At 62.4% G+C, this 20,200-nt stretch carries 23 protein-coding genes; 8 read left to right on the top strand and 15 right to left on the bottom strand.

Annotated elements, in window-relative coordinates:
- Nucleotides 1-38 precede the first annotated feature (38 nt).
- Nucleotides 39-785 carry an SDR family oxidoreductase gene (locus tag NKJ12_RS22005; RefSeq protein ID WP_352705072.1) on the bottom strand — a complete coding sequence of 249 codons (747 nt, stop codon included), beginning with the start codon at nucleotides 783-785 and terminating at the stop codon, nucleotides 39-41.
- 30 nt (nucleotides 786-815) lie between these two features.
- A complete protein-coding gene (locus NKJ12_RS22000; RefSeq protein WP_352705070.1) occupies nucleotides 816-2,003 on the bottom strand; it encodes an MFS transporter in 1,188 nt (395 codons plus the stop codon).
- Between the two features lie 96 nt (nucleotides 2,004-2,099).
- On the opposite strand from NKJ12_RS22000, the gene NKJ12_RS21995 reads away from it, so the two are divergent.
- Nucleotides 2,100-2,996, top strand: coding sequence for a LysR family transcriptional regulator (locus NKJ12_RS21995; protein ID WP_352508578.1), 897 nt, complete (start codon nucleotides 2,100-2,102; stop codon nucleotides 2,994-2,996).
- 302 nt (nucleotides 2,997-3,298) lie between these two features.
- On the opposite strand, the gene NKJ12_RS21990 is transcribed toward NKJ12_RS21995, so the two are convergent.
- From NKJ12_RS21990 to NKJ12_RS21980, 3 genes are all read right to left on the bottom strand, one after another.
- The gene (locus NKJ12_RS21990; RefSeq protein ID WP_352508589.1) at nucleotides 3,299-3,898 is read right to left on the bottom strand and encodes a transglutaminase-like cysteine peptidase; all 600 of its coding nucleotides are present in this window, start codon (nucleotides 3,896-3,898) and stop codon (nucleotides 3,299-3,301) included.
- A 259-nt stretch (nucleotides 3,899-4,157) separates the two neighbouring features.
- Nucleotides 4,158-4,775: a PilZ domain-containing protein gene (locus NKJ12_RS21985; RefSeq protein WP_254817716.1), complete on the bottom strand. Its 618-nt coding sequence runs from the start codon at nucleotides 4,773-4,775 to the stop codon at nucleotides 4,158-4,160.
- 117 nt (nucleotides 4,776-4,892) lie between these two features.
- Nucleotides 4,893-5,531 carry a PAS domain-containing protein gene (locus NKJ12_RS21980; RefSeq protein ID WP_352705068.1) on the bottom strand — a complete coding sequence of 213 codons (639 nt, stop codon included), beginning with the start codon at nucleotides 5,529-5,531 and terminating at the stop codon, nucleotides 4,893-4,895.
- Nucleotides 5,532-5,923: 392 nt separating this feature from the next.
- On the opposite strand from NKJ12_RS21980, the gene NKJ12_RS21975 reads away from it, so the two are divergent.
- The 4 genes from NKJ12_RS21975 to NKJ12_RS21960 all read left to right on the top strand — a co-directional run bounded on the left by NKJ12_RS21975 (nucleotide 5,924) and on the right by NKJ12_RS21960 (nucleotide 9,406).
- Nucleotides 5,924-6,694: a rhomboid family intramembrane serine protease gene (locus tag NKJ12_RS21975; RefSeq protein ID WP_352508576.1), complete on the top strand. Its 771-nt coding sequence runs from the start codon at nucleotides 5,924-5,926 to the stop codon at nucleotides 6,692-6,694.
- A gap of 100 nt (nucleotides 6,695-6,794) precedes the next feature.
- Complete coding sequence (locus NKJ12_RS21970) at nucleotides 6,795-7,226, top strand: CBS domain-containing protein (RefSeq protein ID WP_023717464.1); 432 nt, start codon at nucleotides 6,795-6,797, stop codon at nucleotides 7,224-7,226.
- A gap of 190 nt (nucleotides 7,227-7,416) precedes the next feature.
- Nucleotides 7,417-8,916: an Asp-tRNA(Asn)/Glu-tRNA(Gln) amidotransferase subunit GatB gene (gene gatB / locus NKJ12_RS21965; RefSeq protein WP_352705066.1), complete on the top strand. Its 1,500-nt coding sequence runs from the start codon at nucleotides 7,417-7,419 to the stop codon at nucleotides 8,914-8,916.
- A 1-nt stretch (nucleotide 8,917) separates the two neighbouring features.
- On the top strand, nucleotides 8,918-9,406 hold the full coding sequence (locus tag NKJ12_RS21960) for a GNAT family N-acetyltransferase (RefSeq protein WP_352649223.1): 489 nt from the start codon (nucleotides 8,918-8,920) through the stop codon (nucleotides 9,404-9,406).
- 16 nt (nucleotides 9,407-9,422) lie between these two features.
- On the opposite strand, the gene NKJ12_RS21955 is transcribed toward NKJ12_RS21960, so the two are convergent.
- The 5 genes from NKJ12_RS21955 to NKJ12_RS21935 form a co-directional block, all read right to left on the bottom strand.
- Complete coding sequence (locus NKJ12_RS21955) at nucleotides 9,423-9,764, bottom strand: hypothetical protein (RefSeq protein WP_352649224.1); 342 nt, start codon at nucleotides 9,762-9,764, stop codon at nucleotides 9,423-9,425.
- 142 nt (nucleotides 9,765-9,906) lie between these two features.
- Nucleotides 9,907-11,118 (bottom strand): hypothetical protein, encoded by a 1,212-nt coding sequence (locus NKJ12_RS21950; protein WP_352705064.1) that lies wholly within the window; start codon nucleotides 11,116-11,118, stop codon nucleotides 9,907-9,909.
- Nucleotides 11,119-11,264: 146 nt separating this feature from the next.
- Complete coding sequence (locus NKJ12_RS21945) at nucleotides 11,265-11,564, bottom strand: hypothetical protein (protein WP_352508571.1); 300 nt, start codon at nucleotides 11,562-11,564, stop codon at nucleotides 11,265-11,267.
- Between the two features lie 94 nt (nucleotides 11,565-11,658).
- Complete coding sequence (locus NKJ12_RS21940) at nucleotides 11,659-13,059, bottom strand: ArnT family glycosyltransferase (RefSeq protein WP_352705062.1); 1,401 nt, start codon at nucleotides 13,057-13,059, stop codon at nucleotides 11,659-11,661.
- A gap of 209 nt (nucleotides 13,060-13,268) precedes the next feature.
- Nucleotides 13,269-14,429: a helix-turn-helix transcriptional regulator gene (locus NKJ12_RS21935; RefSeq protein ID WP_352705060.1), complete on the bottom strand. Its 1,161-nt coding sequence runs from the start codon at nucleotides 14,427-14,429 to the stop codon at nucleotides 13,269-13,271.
- Between the two features lie 253 nt (nucleotides 14,430-14,682).
- Between NKJ12_RS21935 and NKJ12_RS21930 the strand changes: the two genes are divergently transcribed.
- From NKJ12_RS21930 to NKJ12_RS21920, 3 genes are all read left to right on the top strand, one after another.
- Complete coding sequence (locus tag NKJ12_RS21930; RefSeq protein ID WP_254817092.1) at nucleotides 14,683-15,081, top strand: NADH:ubiquinone oxidoreductase subunit NDUFA12; 399 nt, start codon at nucleotides 14,683-14,685, stop codon at nucleotides 15,079-15,081.
- A gap of 156 nt (nucleotides 15,082-15,237) precedes the next feature.
- On the top strand, nucleotides 15,238-15,711 hold the full coding sequence (locus NKJ12_RS21925) for a DUF2155 domain-containing protein (protein ID WP_352705058.1): 474 nt from the start codon (nucleotides 15,238-15,240) through the stop codon (nucleotides 15,709-15,711).
- A gap of 88 nt (nucleotides 15,712-15,799) precedes the next feature.
- Nucleotides 15,800-16,150: a hypothetical protein gene (locus NKJ12_RS21920; protein WP_352705115.1), complete on the top strand. Its 351-nt coding sequence runs from the start codon at nucleotides 15,800-15,802 to the stop codon at nucleotides 16,148-16,150.
- 96 nt (nucleotides 16,151-16,246) lie between these two features.
- On the opposite strand, the gene aat is transcribed toward NKJ12_RS21920, so the two are convergent.
- The 5 genes from aat to NKJ12_RS21895 all read right to left on the bottom strand — a co-directional run bounded on the left by aat (nucleotide 16,247) and on the right by NKJ12_RS21895 (nucleotide 20,130).
- A complete protein-coding gene (aat, locus tag NKJ12_RS21915) occupies nucleotides 16,247-16,864 on the bottom strand; it encodes a leucyl/phenylalanyl-tRNA--protein transferase (RefSeq protein WP_292662502.1) in 618 nt (205 codons plus the stop codon).
- A 15-nt stretch (nucleotides 16,865-16,879) separates the two neighbouring features.
- Nucleotides 16,880-18,223, bottom strand: a complete 1,344-nt coding sequence (gene accC, locus NKJ12_RS21910) for an acetyl-CoA carboxylase biotin carboxylase subunit (protein WP_352477446.1) — start codon at nucleotides 18,221-18,223, stop codon at nucleotides 16,880-16,882.
- A gap of 19 nt (nucleotides 18,224-18,242) precedes the next feature.
- On the bottom strand, nucleotides 18,243-18,701 hold the full coding sequence (gene accB, locus NKJ12_RS21905; RefSeq protein ID WP_352477448.1) for an acetyl-CoA carboxylase biotin carboxyl carrier protein: 459 nt from the start codon (nucleotides 18,699-18,701) through the stop codon (nucleotides 18,243-18,245).
- Between the two features lie 26 nt (nucleotides 18,702-18,727).
- Nucleotides 18,728-19,162: a type II 3-dehydroquinate dehydratase gene (gene aroQ, locus NKJ12_RS21900; protein WP_031211260.1), complete on the bottom strand. Its 435-nt coding sequence runs from the start codon at nucleotides 19,160-19,162 to the stop codon at nucleotides 18,728-18,730.
- A 164-nt stretch (nucleotides 19,163-19,326) separates the two neighbouring features.
- Nucleotides 19,327-20,130 (bottom strand): DsbA family protein, encoded by an 804-nt coding sequence (locus NKJ12_RS21895; protein ID WP_352705055.1) that lies wholly within the window; start codon nucleotides 20,128-20,130, stop codon nucleotides 19,327-19,329.
- Between the last annotated feature and the right edge of the window lie 70 nt (nucleotides 20,131-20,200).

The raw sequence follows: 20,200 nt of genomic DNA, 5'->3' as shown, positions 1-20,200 counted from the left end.
GCCGGCCTTGGGATACCGAAAGCATAGCCCCTTCCAAGTCAAACCGGCTGGGCGGTCGGCCGGAACAAGATCTCGTTGATATCGACGTCGTCGGGCTCGTTGATCGCGAAGGCGACCGTGCGGGCAAACGTATCTGGCCCCACGGCGATCTTGCTCACGAAGTCCCTGGTGTCCTGCTGGATATCCTTCTCGCTGATGTGCTCAAGCAACTCTGTGGTGACAGCGCCCGGCGAGATCACCGTGGTGCGGATGTTGTAGGGTTTCACCTCTTTCCGCAGACCCTCGGACAGCGCACGCACGGCGAACTTGGTGGCGCAATAGACCGCCGCACCCGGGTCGACCACATGGCCGTATACGGACGAGACATTGATAATGTGGCCCGATCGCTGTTCCTTCATGTACGGAAGCGCGGCCGCGATGCCGTAAAGAACGCCCTTGATGTTGACGTCGATCATCCGGTCCCATTCGTCGATCTTGAGCCGTTCGAGCGGGGCCAACGGCATGAGGCCCGCATTGTTGAGCATCACGTCGATGCGGCCGAATTCCCGGACCGCCGTGTTCACCAGATGCTGGACCTGGTCGCTGTCGGTGACGTCCGTGGTGACGGCCTTGGCATTGTGCCCAGCGGCGGTCAGTTCCTGGACAAGGGCGTCGATGCGGTGTGACCGGCGTGCACCCAGAACCACGGAAGCGCCTCGCGCGGCAAGATGGCGTGCCGTCGCTTCACCGAGGCCGCTGCTGGCACCGGTGATGACGACGACCTTGTTCTCGATTCCTTCGGACATGAGATTCTCCTAGACAAGAATTGAAAGAGTTCAGGTGCGGGGGCCGGCCGAGGCGGCGAGCAAGGCCGAGCCCGTGAGCAGGACGGCCGCGAGAAGGAAGGCGCTCCACCAGCCGGCCGCGTCGAACAGCAGGCCTCCCGCGATAGCGCCGCCCGCGATCGCGAGCTGGATCAGGGCAACCTGCAGTCCGCCGCCGGCCTCCAGGTCTTCGGGGATGAGCGCGGTCATCCAGGTGTTCCACGCCACCGGGATCGGAGTCGCGAAAAATCCCCAAAGAACCAGCAGGCCGGCCGTGGCGCCTGCAAACGGTCCAAACGCAATCAGCAGTAGAGCAAAGATCGCGAGTGCACTCGGCAGCCCGATCAGCACGGCTGTGAGGTGCCGCCGGAGGATGAGGCCGATGATCGACAGTCCCGCCAGGCCACCGAGGCCGACACCCAACAAAGCTATTGAGAGGGTGCTCACCTCGAGGCCCGTCACGTTTTCCAGAAACGGCCGCAGATAGATCGAGAGCGCGTTCTGCCCGATGAAAGCGAGCCCGGTCGCGCCCATGCCGATGGCGAATCTGCGATTCCGCAGCAGGCCGAACATGCTCGACACCGAGGCGGTCTCCATCGGTGGCAACTTCGGGAGAACGGCCAACTGCCACACGAGCGCCGCAAGGCCGATGGGGACAGTGACGAAAAAGGTTCCCCGCCATCCGATCAGCGATCCGAGGAAGCTGCCGACGGGCGCGGCGATCACCAATGCGAACGCAGTGCCACCCTGGAGCAAGGCAATGGCCTTGGGCAGGTCGGGTCCCGGGGCCAAGCGGGCCAGAATGGCCGTCGACAGTGACCAGAAACCGCCGATCGCGATGCCGACCAGCGCCCGCCCGGCCAGGAAGACCAGGAAGTTGGGAGCAACCGCCACCGCCAAGCTCGATGCGGCCAGCACTGCCGTATGGAGCAGAACCACCGTCCGTCGATCGACGTTTCGCAACAGCGAGTTGCCGAAGAGGCTGGTAACCACGGCGAAGAATCCGGATACCGCGATTGCCTGGCCGGCCTGACCCTCGGAGACGGCCAGATCCTGAGCGATCGGGGTGAGCAGGCTCACCGGCAGGAACTCCAGTCCGACCAGAAGGAAGGTCAGCAGCGACAGGCAGACCACCGCAGACCATGGGGTCGTCGTGCTGTCAGCAGCGGCGGCCTCGCCCAGCGCGAGTTCAATGGTCATAAGGCAGTCTCCTGTCCGTTCCCGAATTAAGTAGTCGGGCTGGCCAAATGCGACTAGCGGGTATAATTTTGATGTGGTTGTGAATGAGGCTCATCAATGCCACGCGACGAGTTCGCCGAAATGCGCGCGTTTCTGGAGATCACCCGGACGCGGAGCTTCACCCGAGCAGCCGCCAAGCTCGGCGTCACTCCTTCGGCTCTTAGCCACACCATCAAGTCGCTGGAGTCGCGGCTTGGCGTCCGTCTTCTGTCTCGCACCACGCGCGACGTGGCCCCGACGGCGGCCGGTCAACGCCTCAAGGAAGGCATCGAACCGCATTTCGAAGGCATCGCGGCTGAGGTCAGCGCTCTCGGCGTCCTGCGCGACAGGCCGTCCGGCAACATTCGCCTGGTGTGCACCGACGATTCGGTCGACATTGTCTTCCGCGCCCGGCTGCCAAAGTTCCTGAGCGACTTCCCCGATATCAATGTCGAGCTGGTGGTTGATAACGCCTTCACCAACATCGTCGAGCGCCAGTTCGACGCCGGTGTTCGGCTGGGCGAGTCCATTGCCCGGGACATGGTAGCCGTGCGCATCGGAGCCGACGTGACCTACACTGTCGTCGGCTCACCCCGTTACTTCGCCCACCGGACACCGCCGCAGACGCCGCAGGAGCTGACCGACCATAACTGCATCAACTACCGGCTGCCGACGTCAGGATCGGTCTATGCATGGGAATTGCGGGAAGGAGCGCGCGAGTTCAGTGCTCGGGTCGAGGGGCAACTGACGCTTAACAACATGGGGCCGGCGATCCAGGCCGCGCTTGACGGAGTGGGCTTGGCCTATCTACCGCGCGAACTCGTCCTGCCACACATTGAGAGTGGCCTTCTTCAGGAAGTCCTGACCAAATGGTGCCCGACGTTCCAGGGTTACCACCTGTACTATCCAAGCCGACGCCATCCCTCTCCGGCGTTTTCCGCCTTTGTCGACACGTTCCGTATCAGGGGCAAGTAACAGCGTTTCGACGGCAAACGGCAGCTCGTATCCCACAAACGATCGTGAGACAGCTTGGATGACGAAGCGCAGTTGGAGGCAAAGCCGAGATAACTGTATCGAGATGTTGTTCCGCCGGAAATGGTGGAGCCGGCCCGGGGACGGGGCCGGCTCCTTAAACCCGGTCGTTGGGGACGGGGAGGGTGGGGACTCGACCGGGTTTCTCCTAAAGCGCGAAGTCATGCGACGCACTTAACCTCTGTTTTATGCATGTCGTTATCCCACAACCGCTACGCGCTTTTGGGCGACATGCATTGGCGTCCTCAGCGGACGCTGGCGACCGCGTCGGAGCGGCCGTCGTTGATCGTCACCCAGGCGCCGGAATTCCGGTCGGACTGGCGCTTCAGATAGGTGTAGCCGGTATTGGTCCAGGACAGCACCTTGGGCTGGAGATTGTCGAGGATGAACTCGCCAAGACTGGTGCGCACGGTCAGCACAGCATGGCCGTCGCCGTTGCGCTGACGCACGACCGTCATCAGCAGATCGCCGGCCGGCACGCCGATGCTCATCAGCTCGCGGCGCTTTTCCAGCGCATAGTCCTCGCAGTCGCCGAAGCCGTTATTGGGAAAGGACCAGACTTCCTCCTTGCCCCACATTTCCATGTCGGTGCGCGGCGCGACCTTGCTGTTGACCGAATTGTTGATCTTGACGATCGTCGCCCACAGCTTGCGGGTGAGCTCGACCGGTGCCTGGTCAGGCGTCCTCTGATTGCATTCCCGCGGAAACTGCTGGCACAATTCGTAGTGACCGACCGGCTGTGTGGTGCGGCCGCCGGTGTGCATGAAGGCCGGCTCCGCCGCGTTTGCAGTCCCCCAGCCGAAAAGCTGCATCGCTATTGCCGCCAGCAACAGCTTGCCCCTCATCCTGTTCATTATTCCGTCTCCCCGTTTGAGGAGACAATGACACGGCTGGATTTATTTGACGCAAAAGCGCGAAGTAGACATTAAGTAAAACAACAATAGAATAAACATAAAATTTGATGCAATTGAGTATAGAATTGTTTATGGATTCCAGCCGGGTGCGTTCCCATGCTTCGTCGCCCCGTTCGAACAGCTAAGATGGCGGGACGAGGGGGCGCGAAGGTCGCCAGCCTCGCTTCCCGATGGCGCTAACGCTTCCGCGTCAGCCGCGCGGTGAGCTGAATTCGGTATCAAGCGTTTCGGGGCGCTGGATGACGGCGAACTCGATGGCGATGCCATCTTCGAAATGGCGCACCACCTGGCCGCGCATGGTGCCCAGCGTCACCTGGACGCCGATGGCCGGCTTGACGTCGATCTCGATCGCCGCGCCCGACAGCGACAGGTCGATGATGCGGCACTGGTACTGGCGTCCGTCGGCAAGCTGCAGCACGCTCGTCGGGTTGCGCGGCGCGACGCGTTCATGGCGGCGGTCTTCCGGCAAGTCGAGCTCGTGCTTGTTGGCAAGCCAGGTCAGTTGCGCGGCGAGCTTGTCCCTCTTGCGCTCCGACGCGATGACGGTCATCGCAAAGCCATCCTGCAAAGTGCGGGTAATGACGCCCTCGATGCGTCCGATATGATCGATATAGGCAATGACCTTTTCGCCAGCCAGGCCGGCGCGCTCGGTGCGCAGCGAAACGTTGCCGGGCGACATGTCGACTACCTGGCAGGGATGTTCGGTGCGGTCTTCCAGCATGAAGCGTCCGTAAATCTTCACGCGGACGCGCTGAAAGTTACGCCTTTCAGCTTGGGACGGTGCATGGTCGACCGCCGCTGACCTCATCACTGCCATACCCCGTTCGGCATTCCGCGCATGGATGCGGGGAATTTCAGCGGAAAACTACAACAAAGCAGGTTAACAAAGGGGAAAATCCGGCGCTGTTGCTTTAAGCTTTGGGCATCATTCCTCGCGTCCGCCGTCGAAGACGACCAGGTGACGGATGCGGCGGGCCTGGCCGAGCGCCGAAATCGTCTCGGGCGGGTCGAATTCCGACGGGGCGAGCGAGGGAACCTCCATCGCCGGCCGGTTCTTCAGGAACATCGGCTCCTTGTCGGGATCGACGACACGGATCGAATCGATCAACGCGTCGAAAACCGGGTCCGCGCCCAGCCAGAAGGGCTTTTCGACGGCGCTTATCACGCCGAGGCAGCGCGGGCTCTCGACCCCGCCGTCGAGCGGCAGCGCGAGCAGCTCAAACCTGTTGGAGCGGCCATTGCGGCTGAAACCCTCATAGGTAATGAGGGCCGCCGATTTCAGGTCGAAGACGCCGTCGGTGAGCTTCGAGATCAGCCGCTGGTCCTTTTCGCGCCACAGCGAAGGGAATGAAAATCCCTTTAATTCGCGGCCATAGACTGCGCAAAGCCTGGTGCCGGCGAGCCGGAACACCGCTTCGCCGCGCGTGTCCTTTTCCAGGATGAACGTGTCGGCCAGCAGCGACTTGATGTCGGCCGGTTCGACTTCCGAGCGCTTCGGGGCAGGGCGTCCGTCACGCAACCGGTTCCAATAATGGAACAGCGTGATCGATCCGGTCTGGTTCATGCTAATGCTGCTCCGCGCATTCTGTCTTCAGATGTCCCATCGGTGAACAGAAGGGCGCCCTCCGAAGACCTACATGCGTTGCGGAGCAGGATGCGTGCCAGCATCGTTAATACTTGTTCACGGGTCGGGGCGGTTAAGGTTAACAACTAGTTTACGTTGCGCGCCTGCCAGCCCTGTGGCACACAAAAACCACTCCAGAAGCGGTCGTTTTGCGACGATCGGCAGCACTTCAGTCAAGAGTTCAGGGGGAGCAAGGGGGCTCGACCAGCCGTTCAAGGGAAACCTTGGACGGCTTCTTTTTCGATTCGGGCCTGCTGATTCGCCGTTTGTGATTCGGTTGGCCGTGATCTACATGCTCGCGAAGTCCAATCCAGCGACTGAGTGCAAGCCATATGAGTGACCCAGAAAGCCCACCGGAGATCGAGCAGGGCCAGGGTGGGCCTGTCGCCCGCGAACCGGAGCAGCGCCGCGAGCCGGTGTTCAACCTGCCGCCCGTGGTGCTGGCGGTGATCGGCATCTGCGTCGCGGTCCATCTGATCCGGGTCTATTGGCTTACCGACGACCAGGACTTCGAACTGCTTGTCCGGGCTGCCTTCGTGCCGATTCGCTATTCCGGCCGCTTCGACCTGGATTTCTTCGCGTTTTCAAGCCCTTTTACCTATGCCTTCCTGCATGGCGGCTTTGCCCATCTTGCCATCAATATGGTGTGGCTTGCGGCCTTCGGCTCACCGTTGGCCAACCGCTTCGGCGCGCTGCGCTTCAGCCTGTTCTTCGCCGCCACCGGACTGGCGGCGGTGGCGCTGTTCTGGGCCATGCACCCGCTTGGCGACGCACCGCTGGTCGGCGCCTCCGGCGCGATTTCCGGCATGATGGGCGCGGCGGCGCGCTACGGCTTCCGCATCGACCGCTCGTCGGGCAGGGCCGCCTTCGCTGGCCGGCCCTTACCGATGGCGGCGGTCCTCCGCTCGCGCGGCGTCGTCACCTTTCTCGCCATGTGGATGGTGATCAACCTGGCGACCGGCCTCTTCGGCCTGGCGCCCGGCATTGACGGCCAGATCGCCTGGGAAGCCCATATTGGCGGCTTTGTTGCCGGCTTCTTCGGCCTGCGGTTTTTTGATCGGCGAGAGCAGGTGCCCCGGCAGACGGAGGAGCCGGAGAGCTGAGACCTCCGCACTTGAAAAGCAACCGATCGCGGCGCACCATGTTCATCCCAGGGAAAGCCGGCCAGGGCAGGAGCCGGCAGGAAATGCAGAGGAGGACGCCATGACTGTTAAGGCAATTCTCGAGGCGAAAGGCCACGACGTGGTGACGCTCGGGCCGAACGAAAAGCTCAGCGAAGCCATCCGCATGCTTTCCGAACACAGGATCGGCGCGCTGGTCATCACCAACGGCGATCACAAGATCGTCGGCATTCTTTCCGAGCGCGATGTGGTGCGGGTTCTCGCCAAGGAGGGAGCCGCGGCGCTCGACCTTGCCATCCGCTCGGCGATGACGCCCAAGGTGAAGATCTGCAATGAGAACCACACCGTCAACGAGGTGATGGAGATCATGACCAAGGGTCGCTTCCGCCATCTGCCGGTGGAAAAGAACGGGCTGCTCGACGGCATCGTGTCGATCGGCGATGTGGTCAAGCGGCGCATCGAGGATGTCGAGCGCGAGGCCGAGGAGATCAGGGCCTATATCGCCACGGCATGAGGCGGCGGCGGCCGGGTTGCCGGCCATTTGAATTTTTCAAGCTGCTATAGCAGTCCATCGCGGCAGCTGCGGGCCTGTGCCGCGTCGGCACCTGCGGCTTGGCGCTTGTCTCGCGAAGCGGTTTGCACTAGCGAAGTTGCACACCAAAATATGCGTTCCGCATATCCGCAATTCCAATATGCAGGCCCTTATGAGCATCATCGATACCCGCACGCCCGACGCCAAGCGCCTGGTTCCCGGCGCCACCGGCGACTGGGAGATCATCATCGGCCTCGAGGTCCACGCGCAGGTGACCTCGCAGGCAAAGCTGTTTTCCGGCGCCTCGACCACTTTCGGCGCCGCGCCCAATGCCAATGTCAGCCTGGTCGATGCGGCGATGCCTGGCATGCTGCCGGTGATCAACGAGGAATGCGTCAAGCAGGCGATCCGTACCGGTCTGGGCCTGAAGGCCCAGATCAACCACAAATCGGTCTTCGACAGGAAAAACTATTTCTACCCCGACCTGCCGCAGGGCTACCAGATCTCGCAGTTCAAGCAACCGATCGTCGGCGAGGGCAAGGTGATCGTCTCCGTCGGCCCCGACCGGCAGGGCGAGTTCGAGGATATCGAGGTCGGCATCGAGCGCCTGCATCTGGAGCAGGATGCCGGCAAGTCGATGCACGACCAGCATGCGACGATGTCCTATGTCGATCTCAACCGCTCCGGCGTGGCGCTGATGGAGATCGTTTCGACGCCGGATATGCGCTCCGCCGATGAAGCCAAGGCCTATGTCACCAAGCTGCGCACCATCGTGCGCTACCTCGGCACGTGCGACGGCAACATGGACGAAGGCTCGCTGCGCGCCGACGTCAACGTCTCGGTACGCCGGCCTGGCGGTGAATTCGGCACGCGCTGCGAGATCAAGAACGTCAACTCGATCCGTTTCATCGGCCAGGCCATCGACTCCGAGGCGCGCCGCCAGATCGCCATCCTGGAGGACGGCGGCAAGATCGACCAGGAAACGCGGCTGTTCGATCCCAATAAGGGCGAAACGCGCTCGATGCGTTCCAAGGAAGAAGCGCACGACTATCGCTATTTCCCGGATCCCGACCTTCTGCCGCTGGAATTCGACCAGGCCTATGTCGATGCGCTGGCAAAGGACCTGCCTGAACTTCCGGACGCCAAGAAGGCACGGCTGATCTCCTCGCTCGGCCTGTCGACCTACGACGCCTCGATCCTGGTATCGGAAAAGGCGGTCGCCGACTATTTCGAGAAGGTGGCCGCTGGTCGCGATGGCAAGCTTGCCGCCAACTGGGTCATCAACGATTTGCTGGGTGCGTTGAACAGAGCCGGCAAGAGTATTGAAAATGCTCCGGTTTCGCCCGATCAGCTCGGCGCGGTCATCGATCTGATCAAGGAGGGCACCATCTCCGGCAAGATCGCCAAGGATCTGTTCGAGATCGTCTGGAACGAGGGCGGCGATCCGCGTCAGCTGGTCGAAAGCCGCGGCATGAAGCAGGTCACCGATACCGGGGCTATCGAAACGGCGGTGGACGAGGTGATCGCCGCCAACCCGGACAAGGTCGAACAGGCGCGCGCCAAGCCGACCATGGCCGGCTGGTTCGTCGGCCAGGTGATGAAGGCGACCGGCGGCAAGGCCAACCCGCAGGTGGTCAACGAGCTGGTCAAGGCCAAGCTCGGGATCGAATAGGATGTTCGTCCGCACCGCCAGCGAGCGCGATCTTGCGGCGGTGCGCGCATTGCTGGTGGAGACATGGCACGCCACCTATGACGCCATCTACGGCGCGGCGCGGGTCACCGAAATCACCGACGAATGGCATTCGATCGCCGCGCTCAAAGCGCGGTTGACACGACCGAACTCGGAATTCCTGGTCGCGGACGACGGCAAAAGCATCGGTGGCATGGCTTTCGCGGCCGCCACGACGGATGCCGGGGTCGTCATGCTGAACCAGCTTTACGTGCATCCGGCCTGGCAGAGGCAAGGCATCGGCCAGGCCCTGCTGGACGAGATCGAGGCCAGCTTTCCGGAGGCCCGAACGCTGCGCGTCGAGGTCGAGGAAGCAAATGCTCCGGCCGTTGCCTTTTACCGCTCGAGAGGGTTCACGCCCGCCGGCAACACGGCCGATTGCGGCGGCGCCTCAGGATTGCCGGCGCTGGTTTTGGAGAAGGCGATCGGCTAGCTCGTTCGCCTGGCGCTCAGTTGCGTTTCACGGGCAGGTTGAAGCAGCCGGCGGCGAGAAACTCGCACGGCAGGCTGCCGCCGCCGCCCGACGTGTGCGGGGGCGTAGCGGCTTCGATCTTTTCGACCTCGTAATATTTCGAGGTGACGCCCCATTTTTTAACGCCCTGGCACGTCGAGCGCACGCCAACCTCCGTCGCCTTTGCCGCCGTCTTGTAATAGGTGGTGATCCGGCAGGATTGGCTGACCGGCAGCGCGTTCGCCGGGATCGTGACCGGCGGCAGGAAGTTCGGGAAGGCAAGCAGCGAGATTGCCGCAATGATCCGGACGGCGGGCATGGTGTGGGGCGAGTGCAGCATCGTGCGTCTCCATCGATGGCGCCGCTCGCTCGCGGCGCAGCGGCGCGTTTGTTTCCGCAAGATCAGGCCATGACGCCGGCGCTGCCGCATCGGCCGCGCGGGGGATGGCGGGAACTGCCGCCGTGATCCGCGAGCGGCCGCGTCAGCGCGTTTTCGGCTTGATAAGCGTCTTTATCGGAACGGCGACTTTTGGAGGCCGGACCGTACTGGTTCCACCATCGACGGCCAACTCGCCGCTATTGAGATAGCGTACCGTATAGTGCAGCTCATAGGCGGGAACTCTGATCCATGTAGGCTTGGGATTGAACTGGTCCGGAGGCCTCGAATACCACTTCGGGATCTGCATGATCTTGGAACCGGCACCGAATCCCGCAGTCTTGGCCGCTACTGCGAAGGCGCTGTCTCTGGGATCGTTCGGCGGCTGGTCGACATTGCCGATGACCACCAGCGAATCGTATTTTCGCGCGTCGAGCCGTACTGCGGGAAGGTTCAGCGCAGCCACGTCGCCTTCGCGCATCGTCAGCGCCTTCTGAAGGCCGTCCTCATTGGCGTAGACGTTGAGGTTTATAGCCTCGGATTCCGCATAGACGACATTGCTGTGGAAGTCGCGGGCTGACAGGCGTGTGAGGCTGTCGAAGGTGACTTCAACCGTCGGCTTGGCTATGGCGTCCGTCACCACCAGGTTGCGCCGCGGCACCGTCCAGAAGATGAGATCATCGCCGGTAGCCTGCGTGCCGGCATCGGAGCCGTCTATTGCCGAGCATTTCGAATTTGGAACCGGCGTCGTCACCGGTAGGGGTGCCGAAAACGAGTTGCGTACCTGCGCGTCGATGTAATTGCCGACGTTGAAAACGTCCTCGAGGATGTTGCCGCCCTCGAAGCTCGCCGGGCCGGGTTGCGAGCGGATGATGACCTGGCTGGAATCGGTCTGCCAGCCGCTGCAGAAGACGTTGACGTCTATGGGAATGCCGATGTGGCGGTCGGAGGTCACAGGGATCGAGACTTTGATGGTCAGGATGTAAGGAACTTTGACAAACCAGCTGTTCGGCTGGTTCAGCATCTGCGTCGCAAAGCGCGACGGCCGCCATTGCTTCAGCGATTCGATCGATGCGCGCGACGATCGTCCCTGGGCGGCCAGCTGTGCGTTGGTGGCGTCGACCTTGGCTTGCGCCAGGTTGCGGACGGTGTTGGTGATCAGGAACACGCCGAGTTCGGCTTTGCAGGGCCTGTTCGATTGTGTGGCGTTGCATGGGGCAAGTGCCGCACTGGGAACCGGCGGCCCCGAAGGCGGCGGCTGGGCGGCCGCGGTGGCCGCCATCAGGCAGAAGAACAGCATCATGCAGGTTTTCAACATGGTATCCTCGCTCTCTGGTTGGAAACCACCCTCCGGCTAGACGCCAGCACTTCTTCGATAGCGGTTCATCGCCCGCACGGGGGATGAACCGCGAAACATCGGGCCGGCCCAGCGACGTCGAGCCGCCGTCCTTTCGGGTCGGACATCTACTGCTTCACGACGCCTTTGGTTGTCGCCTTCGGCGCGACGACCTTGGGCTTGGGGGTTTTCGGGCCGGGGTCGACTACCAGTGCAGCCGTGCAGGAGCACTTGCCCGAACCGCAGTTCAGGTCGCCCTTGCACATTTTGGAATGCCGCATATCGGTGCAGTCGGCGGTCCCGGAGCAGGAGCAACTGCCTTGCCCGATCGTTCCGGACTGACATTTGAAGCTCCATGCCGGACCGGCGGCAAGGCCGGCCACAGCGAGCGATAAGGCAAAAAGCGTCGTCGAGATGAGTTTGCGCATGAATACCTCCCGGTTCTATCGAGCGATGGAACCACGAAGCAGCAACGCCTTCATCTCCCGCGCGGGGGACGAACTCGCATACCGGTGACGATCGTCAATGCTGTCCCTTCAGCACGACGAGATAGCCGCGTTCGACGCGAAGCCGGAACGCGATTTGCCCTGCAGTGCCGGGATCCTTGGAAACCTTGTCGATAACATAGCCGCTGGGATGCGAGCCAAGCCATTCTTCCGGTTTGTCGGTGCTTTCGAACGGCCTTTGCAACCCGGCCAGGAAGCCGACTTCGCCTTGATAGTCGAAAGCCACGGCCCAGTCCGCATCCTTTCGCTCGTCGATGAAGTTGGCGAGCGGCGTCAGGTCATAGCGTTTGAACGCGGTTGCCGATGCCACCGCGTGGCCGATGCCGAAAATGACAAGCATGACGACGGCCGAGCTTTTCAGCCTGGCGAGCGGGATCTCCGCCATGAAATAGCCGAACAGGATGGTCACGAACGGCAACATCGGCACGACATAGTGAGGCTGCTTGCCGGATATCGCGCTGAACGCCAGCAACACGGCAACGAACGAGAACGACAGTAGGCGCAAGGCGCGCAGATCCGGCGACTTCGTCTCGATCAGGTTGCGTATCCGCGTGCGCAGCTTCAACCGCCAGACCTCGGGTATGAAGATCCAGGGTATGAACATGACCGGCAGCAGCAGCAGATAGAGATAGAACGGCCGGCCGTGCGAATTGCGCAAATTGCCGGTGACGCGCCCCGCCGATTGGTTCCAGACCAGATCATAGACGAAACTGCCCTTTGTCAGGATCGTCGCCGGCACCAGCCAGATCGCCACCGGAATCAGCGCGGCGAGCACTGCCAAGCCCACTCCAGCGAGGAAGTTCGGTGTCGTCAGTCCCGCCCGTCGGTCGCGCCAGAACGGGTAGAACAGGATGGGCGCGCCGATATGGATCAGCACCACCGGGCCTTTCGTCAGCACGCCTATGCCGATGAACAGCCCGGCCAGAACGGCCTGCCAGCGATTGCCGCTCCGGGCAAAGGCAATCAACGACAACAGCGCGGCGAGCACAAACACCGTCAGCAACAGGTCGAATAGGATCAGCGTCGAATAGATGACGAACACGCAGCTTCCGGCAACCAGCCAGGGGATGCGCCGTGCGATGTCGTCGCGGCCCGGAAACAGGGTCTTTGCCAAAGCCGTCGTCAGCCAGATGACGAGCGAGGAGGCGGCGAAGATTACCAGCATCGCGGCCGGCCGGCTGGCGCCGAAAATCTTCCAGACAAGGTCGATGAGCCAAAACAGCAGAGGCGGCTTCTGCAGATAGGGCGCGAAATTCATGGTCGGGACGAAGATCTGTCCGCTCAGATACATTTCCCAGGTGACGCTGAGATATCGCGTTTCGTCGACGGGCAGCAGTGGCCGGAAAGCGACCGCGATTGCGATCAGCCCAAGCAGAAAGAGGTAGGGGAGCAGCCGCTCGGTAGATGTCGGTGTCAAAGATCGAGATCCGCGCCAGAAACCATTTTCATTCCAGCCGAGCAGAGTGCCGCGTTTCTGGACCGCGAACGACCGCACCATGATTTTGGCCGAATTGCAACGATGCCGGTTTCGTTTCGCAGATTTTGCGGACGATGGTCTTAAAGGCTTGGGAAAACTGACCGGCCGGGCCTTTTGGACCGCCGCCGGTCAGGGGAATCTGCGCAAAATCAACTGGCGCGCAACGGCGGCGACAATTCGCGCATCAAGAGTTCGAGCTCGCGCTGATCGCCGGTACCGGTCTTGTCGAAGATCGTCGCCAGCTGCGACTTGACGGTGCCGTCCGAGACGCCGCCGGCCGCGGCGATTTCCTTTCGCGTCAGGCCGGCGGCAACGTGACCGGCGACCCGCCTTTCTGCCGCGGTCAGTCCGAACAGCGCCGCAATGGCGTCCAGCGCCGGGGTCGGTGTCGAACCGCCCGCGGCGATGAAGATCGCTGCGGCGGCGCGCTGCGAGATGCGCGCCGAGATTTCACGCCGCGCCAGCGGCATAACATGGGCCACCGCCGGAACGGCCGTCTTGGCCAGGGGAATGTTGATGCCGCAAGGTCCGAGTGCGAATTCGTCGCGCGTGCCGAGCTGGACGGCACGGCCGATCGCGGCGTTGGCGTTGGCATAGGTGAAGGACAGCTGTCCGCGCACGCAAGCGACCGAAATGTTTTCGGCGAGCAGCGCTTCGGCTGACGGGTTGGCGAAGATGATGGTCATGTCTTCGGCGACGATCAGCACCGGATGGTCGAGGCTTTCGATGATGGAGCGGAAGATTTCGGCCTTGCGCCGCTCGGCCTCGAACAGGTCGCCGATGGTCACCGCGCGCCGCACATGCGGCGCCAGCAGGCAGACAAGCTCGAGATCCTCGCGGGAAATCTGGCGTCTGTCCTTGTCGGTCACCACCATTAGCGTACCGATCCGGGTCGGCCGCTTCATCAACGCCACCCAGAAGAAATCGTCCAGCCGGTTGGGTTGTACCCATTCGCGCACGATGCGGCTTTCGAGCCATCTCTGTCGTGTATCCGGGCCTTGCAGGGCGTAGATCGAATCGACGGTGAAGGGCACGTCGATCTCCATCTTGGGAACCGCCGCATAGAACGGTACTTGCGAGCCGTAGTCATGCTTCAACGGCTCAAGAACTGCGGGATCGCCGCAGGATACCGAAAACCGCGCAGAGCTGCTGATCGTGTCGATGACGGCGAGCATGGCAAGCCGGCCTTCCGCCAGATTGCAGATGGCCTCGAGTGTCGCCTGCCAGCGGTCGACGTCGGCAATCGAATCGTAGATCGCCTCAACGACCTGCGGCAATGCGCGACCGGCCGTGCCCGCCAGCGATGACATAAACCCCTCTCATTTGCCGTCCTAGGCAACGAAGCATCAACTGTTAGAATAACGCTGCGTAAGGTTGCCAACAACTTATTTCATCTGCTTCGGACGGCCGCGAAAATAGCATGAACGTATCGCTTTTCCGTCAGCCATTTGCTCGCCGGTTGCGGCAAGACCCTTGCCTTCGCAATGCCGTGACGCCATAAGCAGGTACAGGCGCCGCAGCCGCCGCGAGGACTTGCCACAAGGACTTGCCACGAGGATTTGGATGAAGACTTTCCTTCTGCAGTTTTTCACCTGGTGGAACAGCCAGACATTGGGAACGCGCTTTCACACCTGGCGGCATGGCAAGAAGGTCGGGCAGGACGAGGTCGGCAACGTCTACTATGAGGGCGGCGTCGATTCGGAAGGCCGCACCCGCCGCTGGGTCATCTACCGCGACTATTCGGAAGCCTCGGCGATTCCGCCCGGCTGGCATGGCTGGATCCATCACCGTGTAGACGTTCCGCCGCCAAGCGAAGACTACAAGCCACGCGACTGGCAAAAGCCGCATGTGCCGAACCTCACCGGCAGCCCCGCAGCCTATCGGCCGAAGGGGTCGGTGCTGACCAACCGGCATCGTCCGCAGGTGACGGGCGACTACGACGCCTGGACGCCCGGTTCGTGATCGATCGCCGCGACAGGCCGCGGTCCCCCACGGAGGCGGTCCCCACGCGGGCGGTCCTTTGTCGCCACAATTACTGTTTAGCTGTTTGCTGATCCGACAGCAGCAACTAGCCTTGGCGTTAAGAGAATCACCCGGGCGCAAATCACCGGACCTTGCATGAGCATGTTCAGCCGAATTTTGACGGGCGGATTAACCGCGGTCGTTCTCGCTTCCATGGTGGCGCTTGCCGCTGCGCAGGAATTGGCGCCGGACGCGTCGGTAGCGCCTGCAGCACCGGCAGTATCCGAACGCCTCACCAATCCCGTCGCTGAATTCGCCGGCATCGACAAGATCACCGGCCGGATCATCACCTTCGATGTCTATATCGACGAGACGGTGCAGTTCGGCGCTTTGCAGGTGACGCCGCGCATCTGCTATTCGCGGCCCGAAAACGAAGAGCCGAAGACGGATTCGTTCGTCGAGGTCGACGAGATCACGCTCGACCGGAAGATACGCCGTATCTTCACCGGCTGGATGTTTGCCGAAAGCCCCGGGATCAACGCCGTCGAGCATGCCGTCTATGATATCTGGCTGAAGGGCTGCAAGCAGAAGTCCGACGTGCCGGCACCCGCCGCCCCCAAAACCAACTAGAATCTGTCAGCGCGCGGCGGATACCGCGCCCCGCGGAACCGCCGCGTTCCCCGAGCGTTGGTGCCTCTCTACGGAGGAGGTTGCCATGATGATGGCCAACAAGAACGAACTTCTCGACATCGAAAGGGGATTCTGGAGCGGCGACGCCGACTACTTCAAGGCCAATGCCGATACCGAATGCCTGGTGGCCTTCCCGCAGATGGCGCGGGTGATGAGCAATTCCGATCTGGCCGAAACCGCCACGGACCAGAACCGCTGGCGCGATCTCGACATCGACCTCAAGGGCATCATCGAGCCGGGCAGCGACATCGTCATGCTGACCTACGAGGCGCGTGCGACCCGGCAAAATGGCGAAGCCTATGCGGCGCTGGTCAGCACTGGCTATGTCCACCGCGTCAATGGCTGGAAGATGATGTTCCACGCACAGACGCCGCTGTGACGGCAGCAAAAAGCTGACTGGCCGCTAGAGCAATTCCACGAAAAGTGAACGGTTTCCGTCCGGAATTCTGTGAAAAACGATGAACCATTCTCCAGGTTATGGAAAAAACACCGCCTCGCCCTTCAGCGCCTCGGCCAGCATCTTCTCGTACTTGCCGCGCGGCACGTCGATTGCGCCGAAGCGTTTGAGATGCTCGGTGGTGAACTGCGTGTCGAGCAGTGCAAAGCCGCGCGCCTTCAGGCGTTCGACGAGGTGAACCAGGCAGGCCTTTGACGCGTCGGTCTCCCTGGCGAACATGCTCTCGCCGAAAAACACGCGGCCGAGCGATACGCCGTAGAGCCCGCCGACCAACCGGTCGTCGTGCCAGGCCTCGACCGAATGGCAATGGCCCATCCGATGCAGCTCGATATAGGCTTCGCGGATCGGCGCGTTGATCCAGGTCGACCGACGTTCCTCGCGCCTTTCGGCGCAGGCCTCGATCGTCGCCTCGAAGTCGAAATCGATACGGAACTCGAACAGGTTCTTGCGGATCGTCTTTCTCAGGCTTTTCGGTATGTGGAACCCGTCGAGCGGAATGATGCCGCGCGTCTCCGGCCGCACCCAGAATACTTCGGGGTCATTGGCGCTTTCGGCCATCGGGAAGACGCCGGAGGCATAGGCTTTGAGCAAAAGGTCGGTCGGGATGCGATAACCGGGTGCGTAGGGACGGGTCATCGCTTCGCCCCTGTATCACTCGCCTTCGGCCAGGTATTTTTCCAGCCAGTGGATGTCGTAGTCGCCATTGGCGATGTCGGCGTTGCCAACGAGGTCGCGAAACAGCGGCAGCGTCGTTTTGATGCCGTCGACGACGAATTCGTCGAGCGCGCGCCGCAGCCGCATCATGCACTCGACGCGGTTGCGGCCGTGCACGATCAGCTTGCCGATCAGGCTGTCGTAGTAGGGTGGGATCTTGTAGCCCGAATAGACGCCGGAATCGACGCGGATACCGAGGCCGCCCGGCGTGTGAAAGTGGGTGATGGTGCCTGGCGAGGGGGTGAAGGTGCGCGGATCCTCGGCGTTGATGCGGCATTCGATGGCATGGCCGTGGAAGCGGATATCCTCCTGGCGCACCGAAAGCCCGCCGCCCGAGGCGACGCGGATCTGCTCGTGCACGAGATCGATGCCGGTGATCGCCTCGGTCACCGGATGTTCGACCTGCAGGCGCGTGTTCATCTCGATGAAATAGAACTCGCCGTCCTCATAGAGGAATTCGATGGTGCCGGCGCCGGAATAGCCGAGATCGGCGATGGCCCTGGCGCAGACGCCGCCAATATGCGCGCGCTCCTCGGCATTGAGCGCCGGCGAGGGCGCTTCTTCCCAGACCTTCTGGTGGCGGCGCTGCAGCGAGCAGTCGCGCTCGCCGAAATGCACGCCGCGCCCGGCGCCATCGCCGAACACCTGCACTTCGATATGGCGCGGCTTCTGCAGATATTTCTCGATGTAGACGGCGTCGTCGCCGAAGGCCGCACCCGCCTCCGAGCGTGCCGTCTGCAGCGCCACCTCGAGGTCGGCCTCGCTATGCGCCACTTTCATGCCGCGCCCGCCGCCGCCGGCCGACGCCTTGATGATCACAGGGTAGCCGATCGCGGCGGCAATGCGCTTGGCTTCCTTGTCCTCGGTGACCGCGCCGTCGGAGCCGGGCACCACGGGGATGCCGAGGCGCTTTGCCGTGCGCTTGGCCTCGATCTTGTCACCCATAATGCGGATATGGTCGCCGGTCGGGCCGATGAAGGTGATGTTGTGCGCGGCGAGGATGTCGGCGAACTTGGCGTTCTCCGACAGAAAACCGTAGCCGGGATGCACTGCGTCGGCGCCGGTGATCTCGCAGGCGGCGACGATCTGGTGGATGTTGAGATAGCTGTCGCGCGACGGCGGCGGGCCGATGCAGACGCTCTCGTCGGCGAGACGCACATGCATGGCGTCGGCGTCGGCGGTCGAATGCACCACCACCGTCTGGATGCCGAGCTCCTTGCAGGCGCGCAGCACCCTGAGGGCGATTTCGCCGCGATTGGCGATGAGGATTTTCTGGAACATCTTTCGCCTGTTCCCGGCTCTACTCGATCACAACGAGCGGCATGCCATATTCGACCGGTTGCGCGTCTTCGAACAGGATCGCCGTCACCGTGCCGGCGCGCGGCGAGGGGATCTGGTTCATCGTCTTCATCGCCTCGATGATCAGCAGCGTCTGGCCTTCCTTGACCTTCTGTCCGACCTCGATGAACGCCTTGGCGTCGGGCGACGGCGCCAGATAGGCTGTGCCGACCATCGGCGAGGCGACGGCGTTCTTCGACACGTCGGGCGCCGCCGGCACGGCGGCTGCCGCGGGCTGCGCGGCTGCCGGCGCGTGGGCCGGCTGCGCTGCGGCGACAGCATGGACGGCCGGCGCCTGCCGCGAGACGCGCACCTTCAGATCGCCCAGCTCGACCTCGATCTCGGTCAGGTTGGTGTCGTTCAGTATGCCCGCCAGATCGCGGATCAGCTGCTGGTCAACACCGTTCTTCTTTATCGACATTTTCGAGCCTTCTGTTTGTTGGCCGGTCATAGGCGTGCAGCCAGCGCCTGCAGCGCCAGCGTGTAGCCGAGCGGCCCGAACCCGCAGATCATGCCGACGGCGACCGGCGCGACCATGGAGACGTGGCGGAATGGTTCCCGCGCATGGATGTTGGAAAGATGCACCTCAGCTACCGGCAGCGGCGCGACGGCGCGGATGGCATCGTGAATGGCGATCGAGGTATGGCCGTAGGCGCCCGGATTGATGACGATTGCGGCGGCCTTGTCGGCGGCCTCCTGGATCCAGTCGACGAGGTCGCCCTCATGGTTCGACTGGCGGAAATCGATCTCCAGCCCAAGTGCGGCACCTGCCTGCTTGCAGTCGTCGGCGATCGCGGCAAGCGTCTTGCCGCCATAGATACCAGGCTCGCGCTTGCCGAGCGCGTTGAGATTGGGGCCGTTCAGGACGAAAACCGTTTTCAAAAAATGCCGACCTTTCCCGGCGCGGCTAAGCCGGCGCGCCGGACCCTCTATAATGGGCATAGACGCTGGCGAAAAGAGCGCAAGTGCGTTCTTTCGCCGTCCACAACAGCCGGAAAACGGCCCGCGCCGGAAACCCGCAGCCCCAATCGAAACCCGAACGCTAATCAGAGCGCCGCCTTCGCCGCCTCGATCTTTTCGGCCAGCACTTCCTGGCCAAGCGCGCCGAACACAACCTCGTTGCCGACCACGTAGGACGGCGTTCCGGTGATGGCGAGCTTGGTGGCGAGATCATAGGTCTTAGAGAAGGCCTCGGTGATGCTCGGGTCCTTCATCTTTTCGCGCAGCGTCGTCTCGTCGGCGCCGAGCGACAGCGCCACCTTGATTGCCGCCGCCTCGGTGGCGCGCCCCTGGCCGCCGAGCAGCGCATTATGGAATTCGCCGTATTTCTCGGGCTTCAGCAAGTGGAAGGCCATCGAGACGACGCTCGCCTTCTGCGAATCCGGGCCGAGGATCGGGAATTCCTTGAGCACGAAGCGCAGGTCCGGATCGGCCTTGGTCAGCGCGCGCATGTCGTCGATGGCGCGTTTGCAGTAGCCGCAATTATAATCATAGAATTCGACGATAGTGACCTTGCCGTTGGGATTGCCGACAACGCCGTCAAAGGAGGAATTGAAGATCTGGTCCTTGGCGTCTTTGATGACGCCGAGACTGGCGACGCGCTGTTCTTCCTTCTGCTTGGCCTCGAGTGCCTGCTGTGCTTCCAGAAGCACTTCCGGGTTCTTCAGGAGATAGTCGCGGACGATGCCTTCGACTTCGGTGCGGTCGAGCTTGGTACCCGAGGACGCCGTCTGGGCAAGCTGCGCCGTGCCGGCCTTCGCCGTCTGCGGATTGCCGGCGACGAAGCCGAACGCCAGCATGGCGAGAGCCGCTGCCACTCCGGTAGTGCCCAGCAGAATTGCCTTGGTCATGATCCTCGATCCTCTTGCCCGTGTTCCGGTCCGCTCGCTTTGGCTGTGTCGCAGCCTGCGTCCGAAAGGT

It is taken from the genome of Mesorhizobium sp. M0195 (assembly GCF_040322115.1).
Taxonomy (GTDB): domain Bacteria; phylum Pseudomonadota; class Alphaproteobacteria; order Rhizobiales; family Rhizobiaceae; genus Mesorhizobium.
Note: the sequence above shows the minus strand (reverse complement) of the source record. Positions and strands in the feature narration are given on the sequence as shown.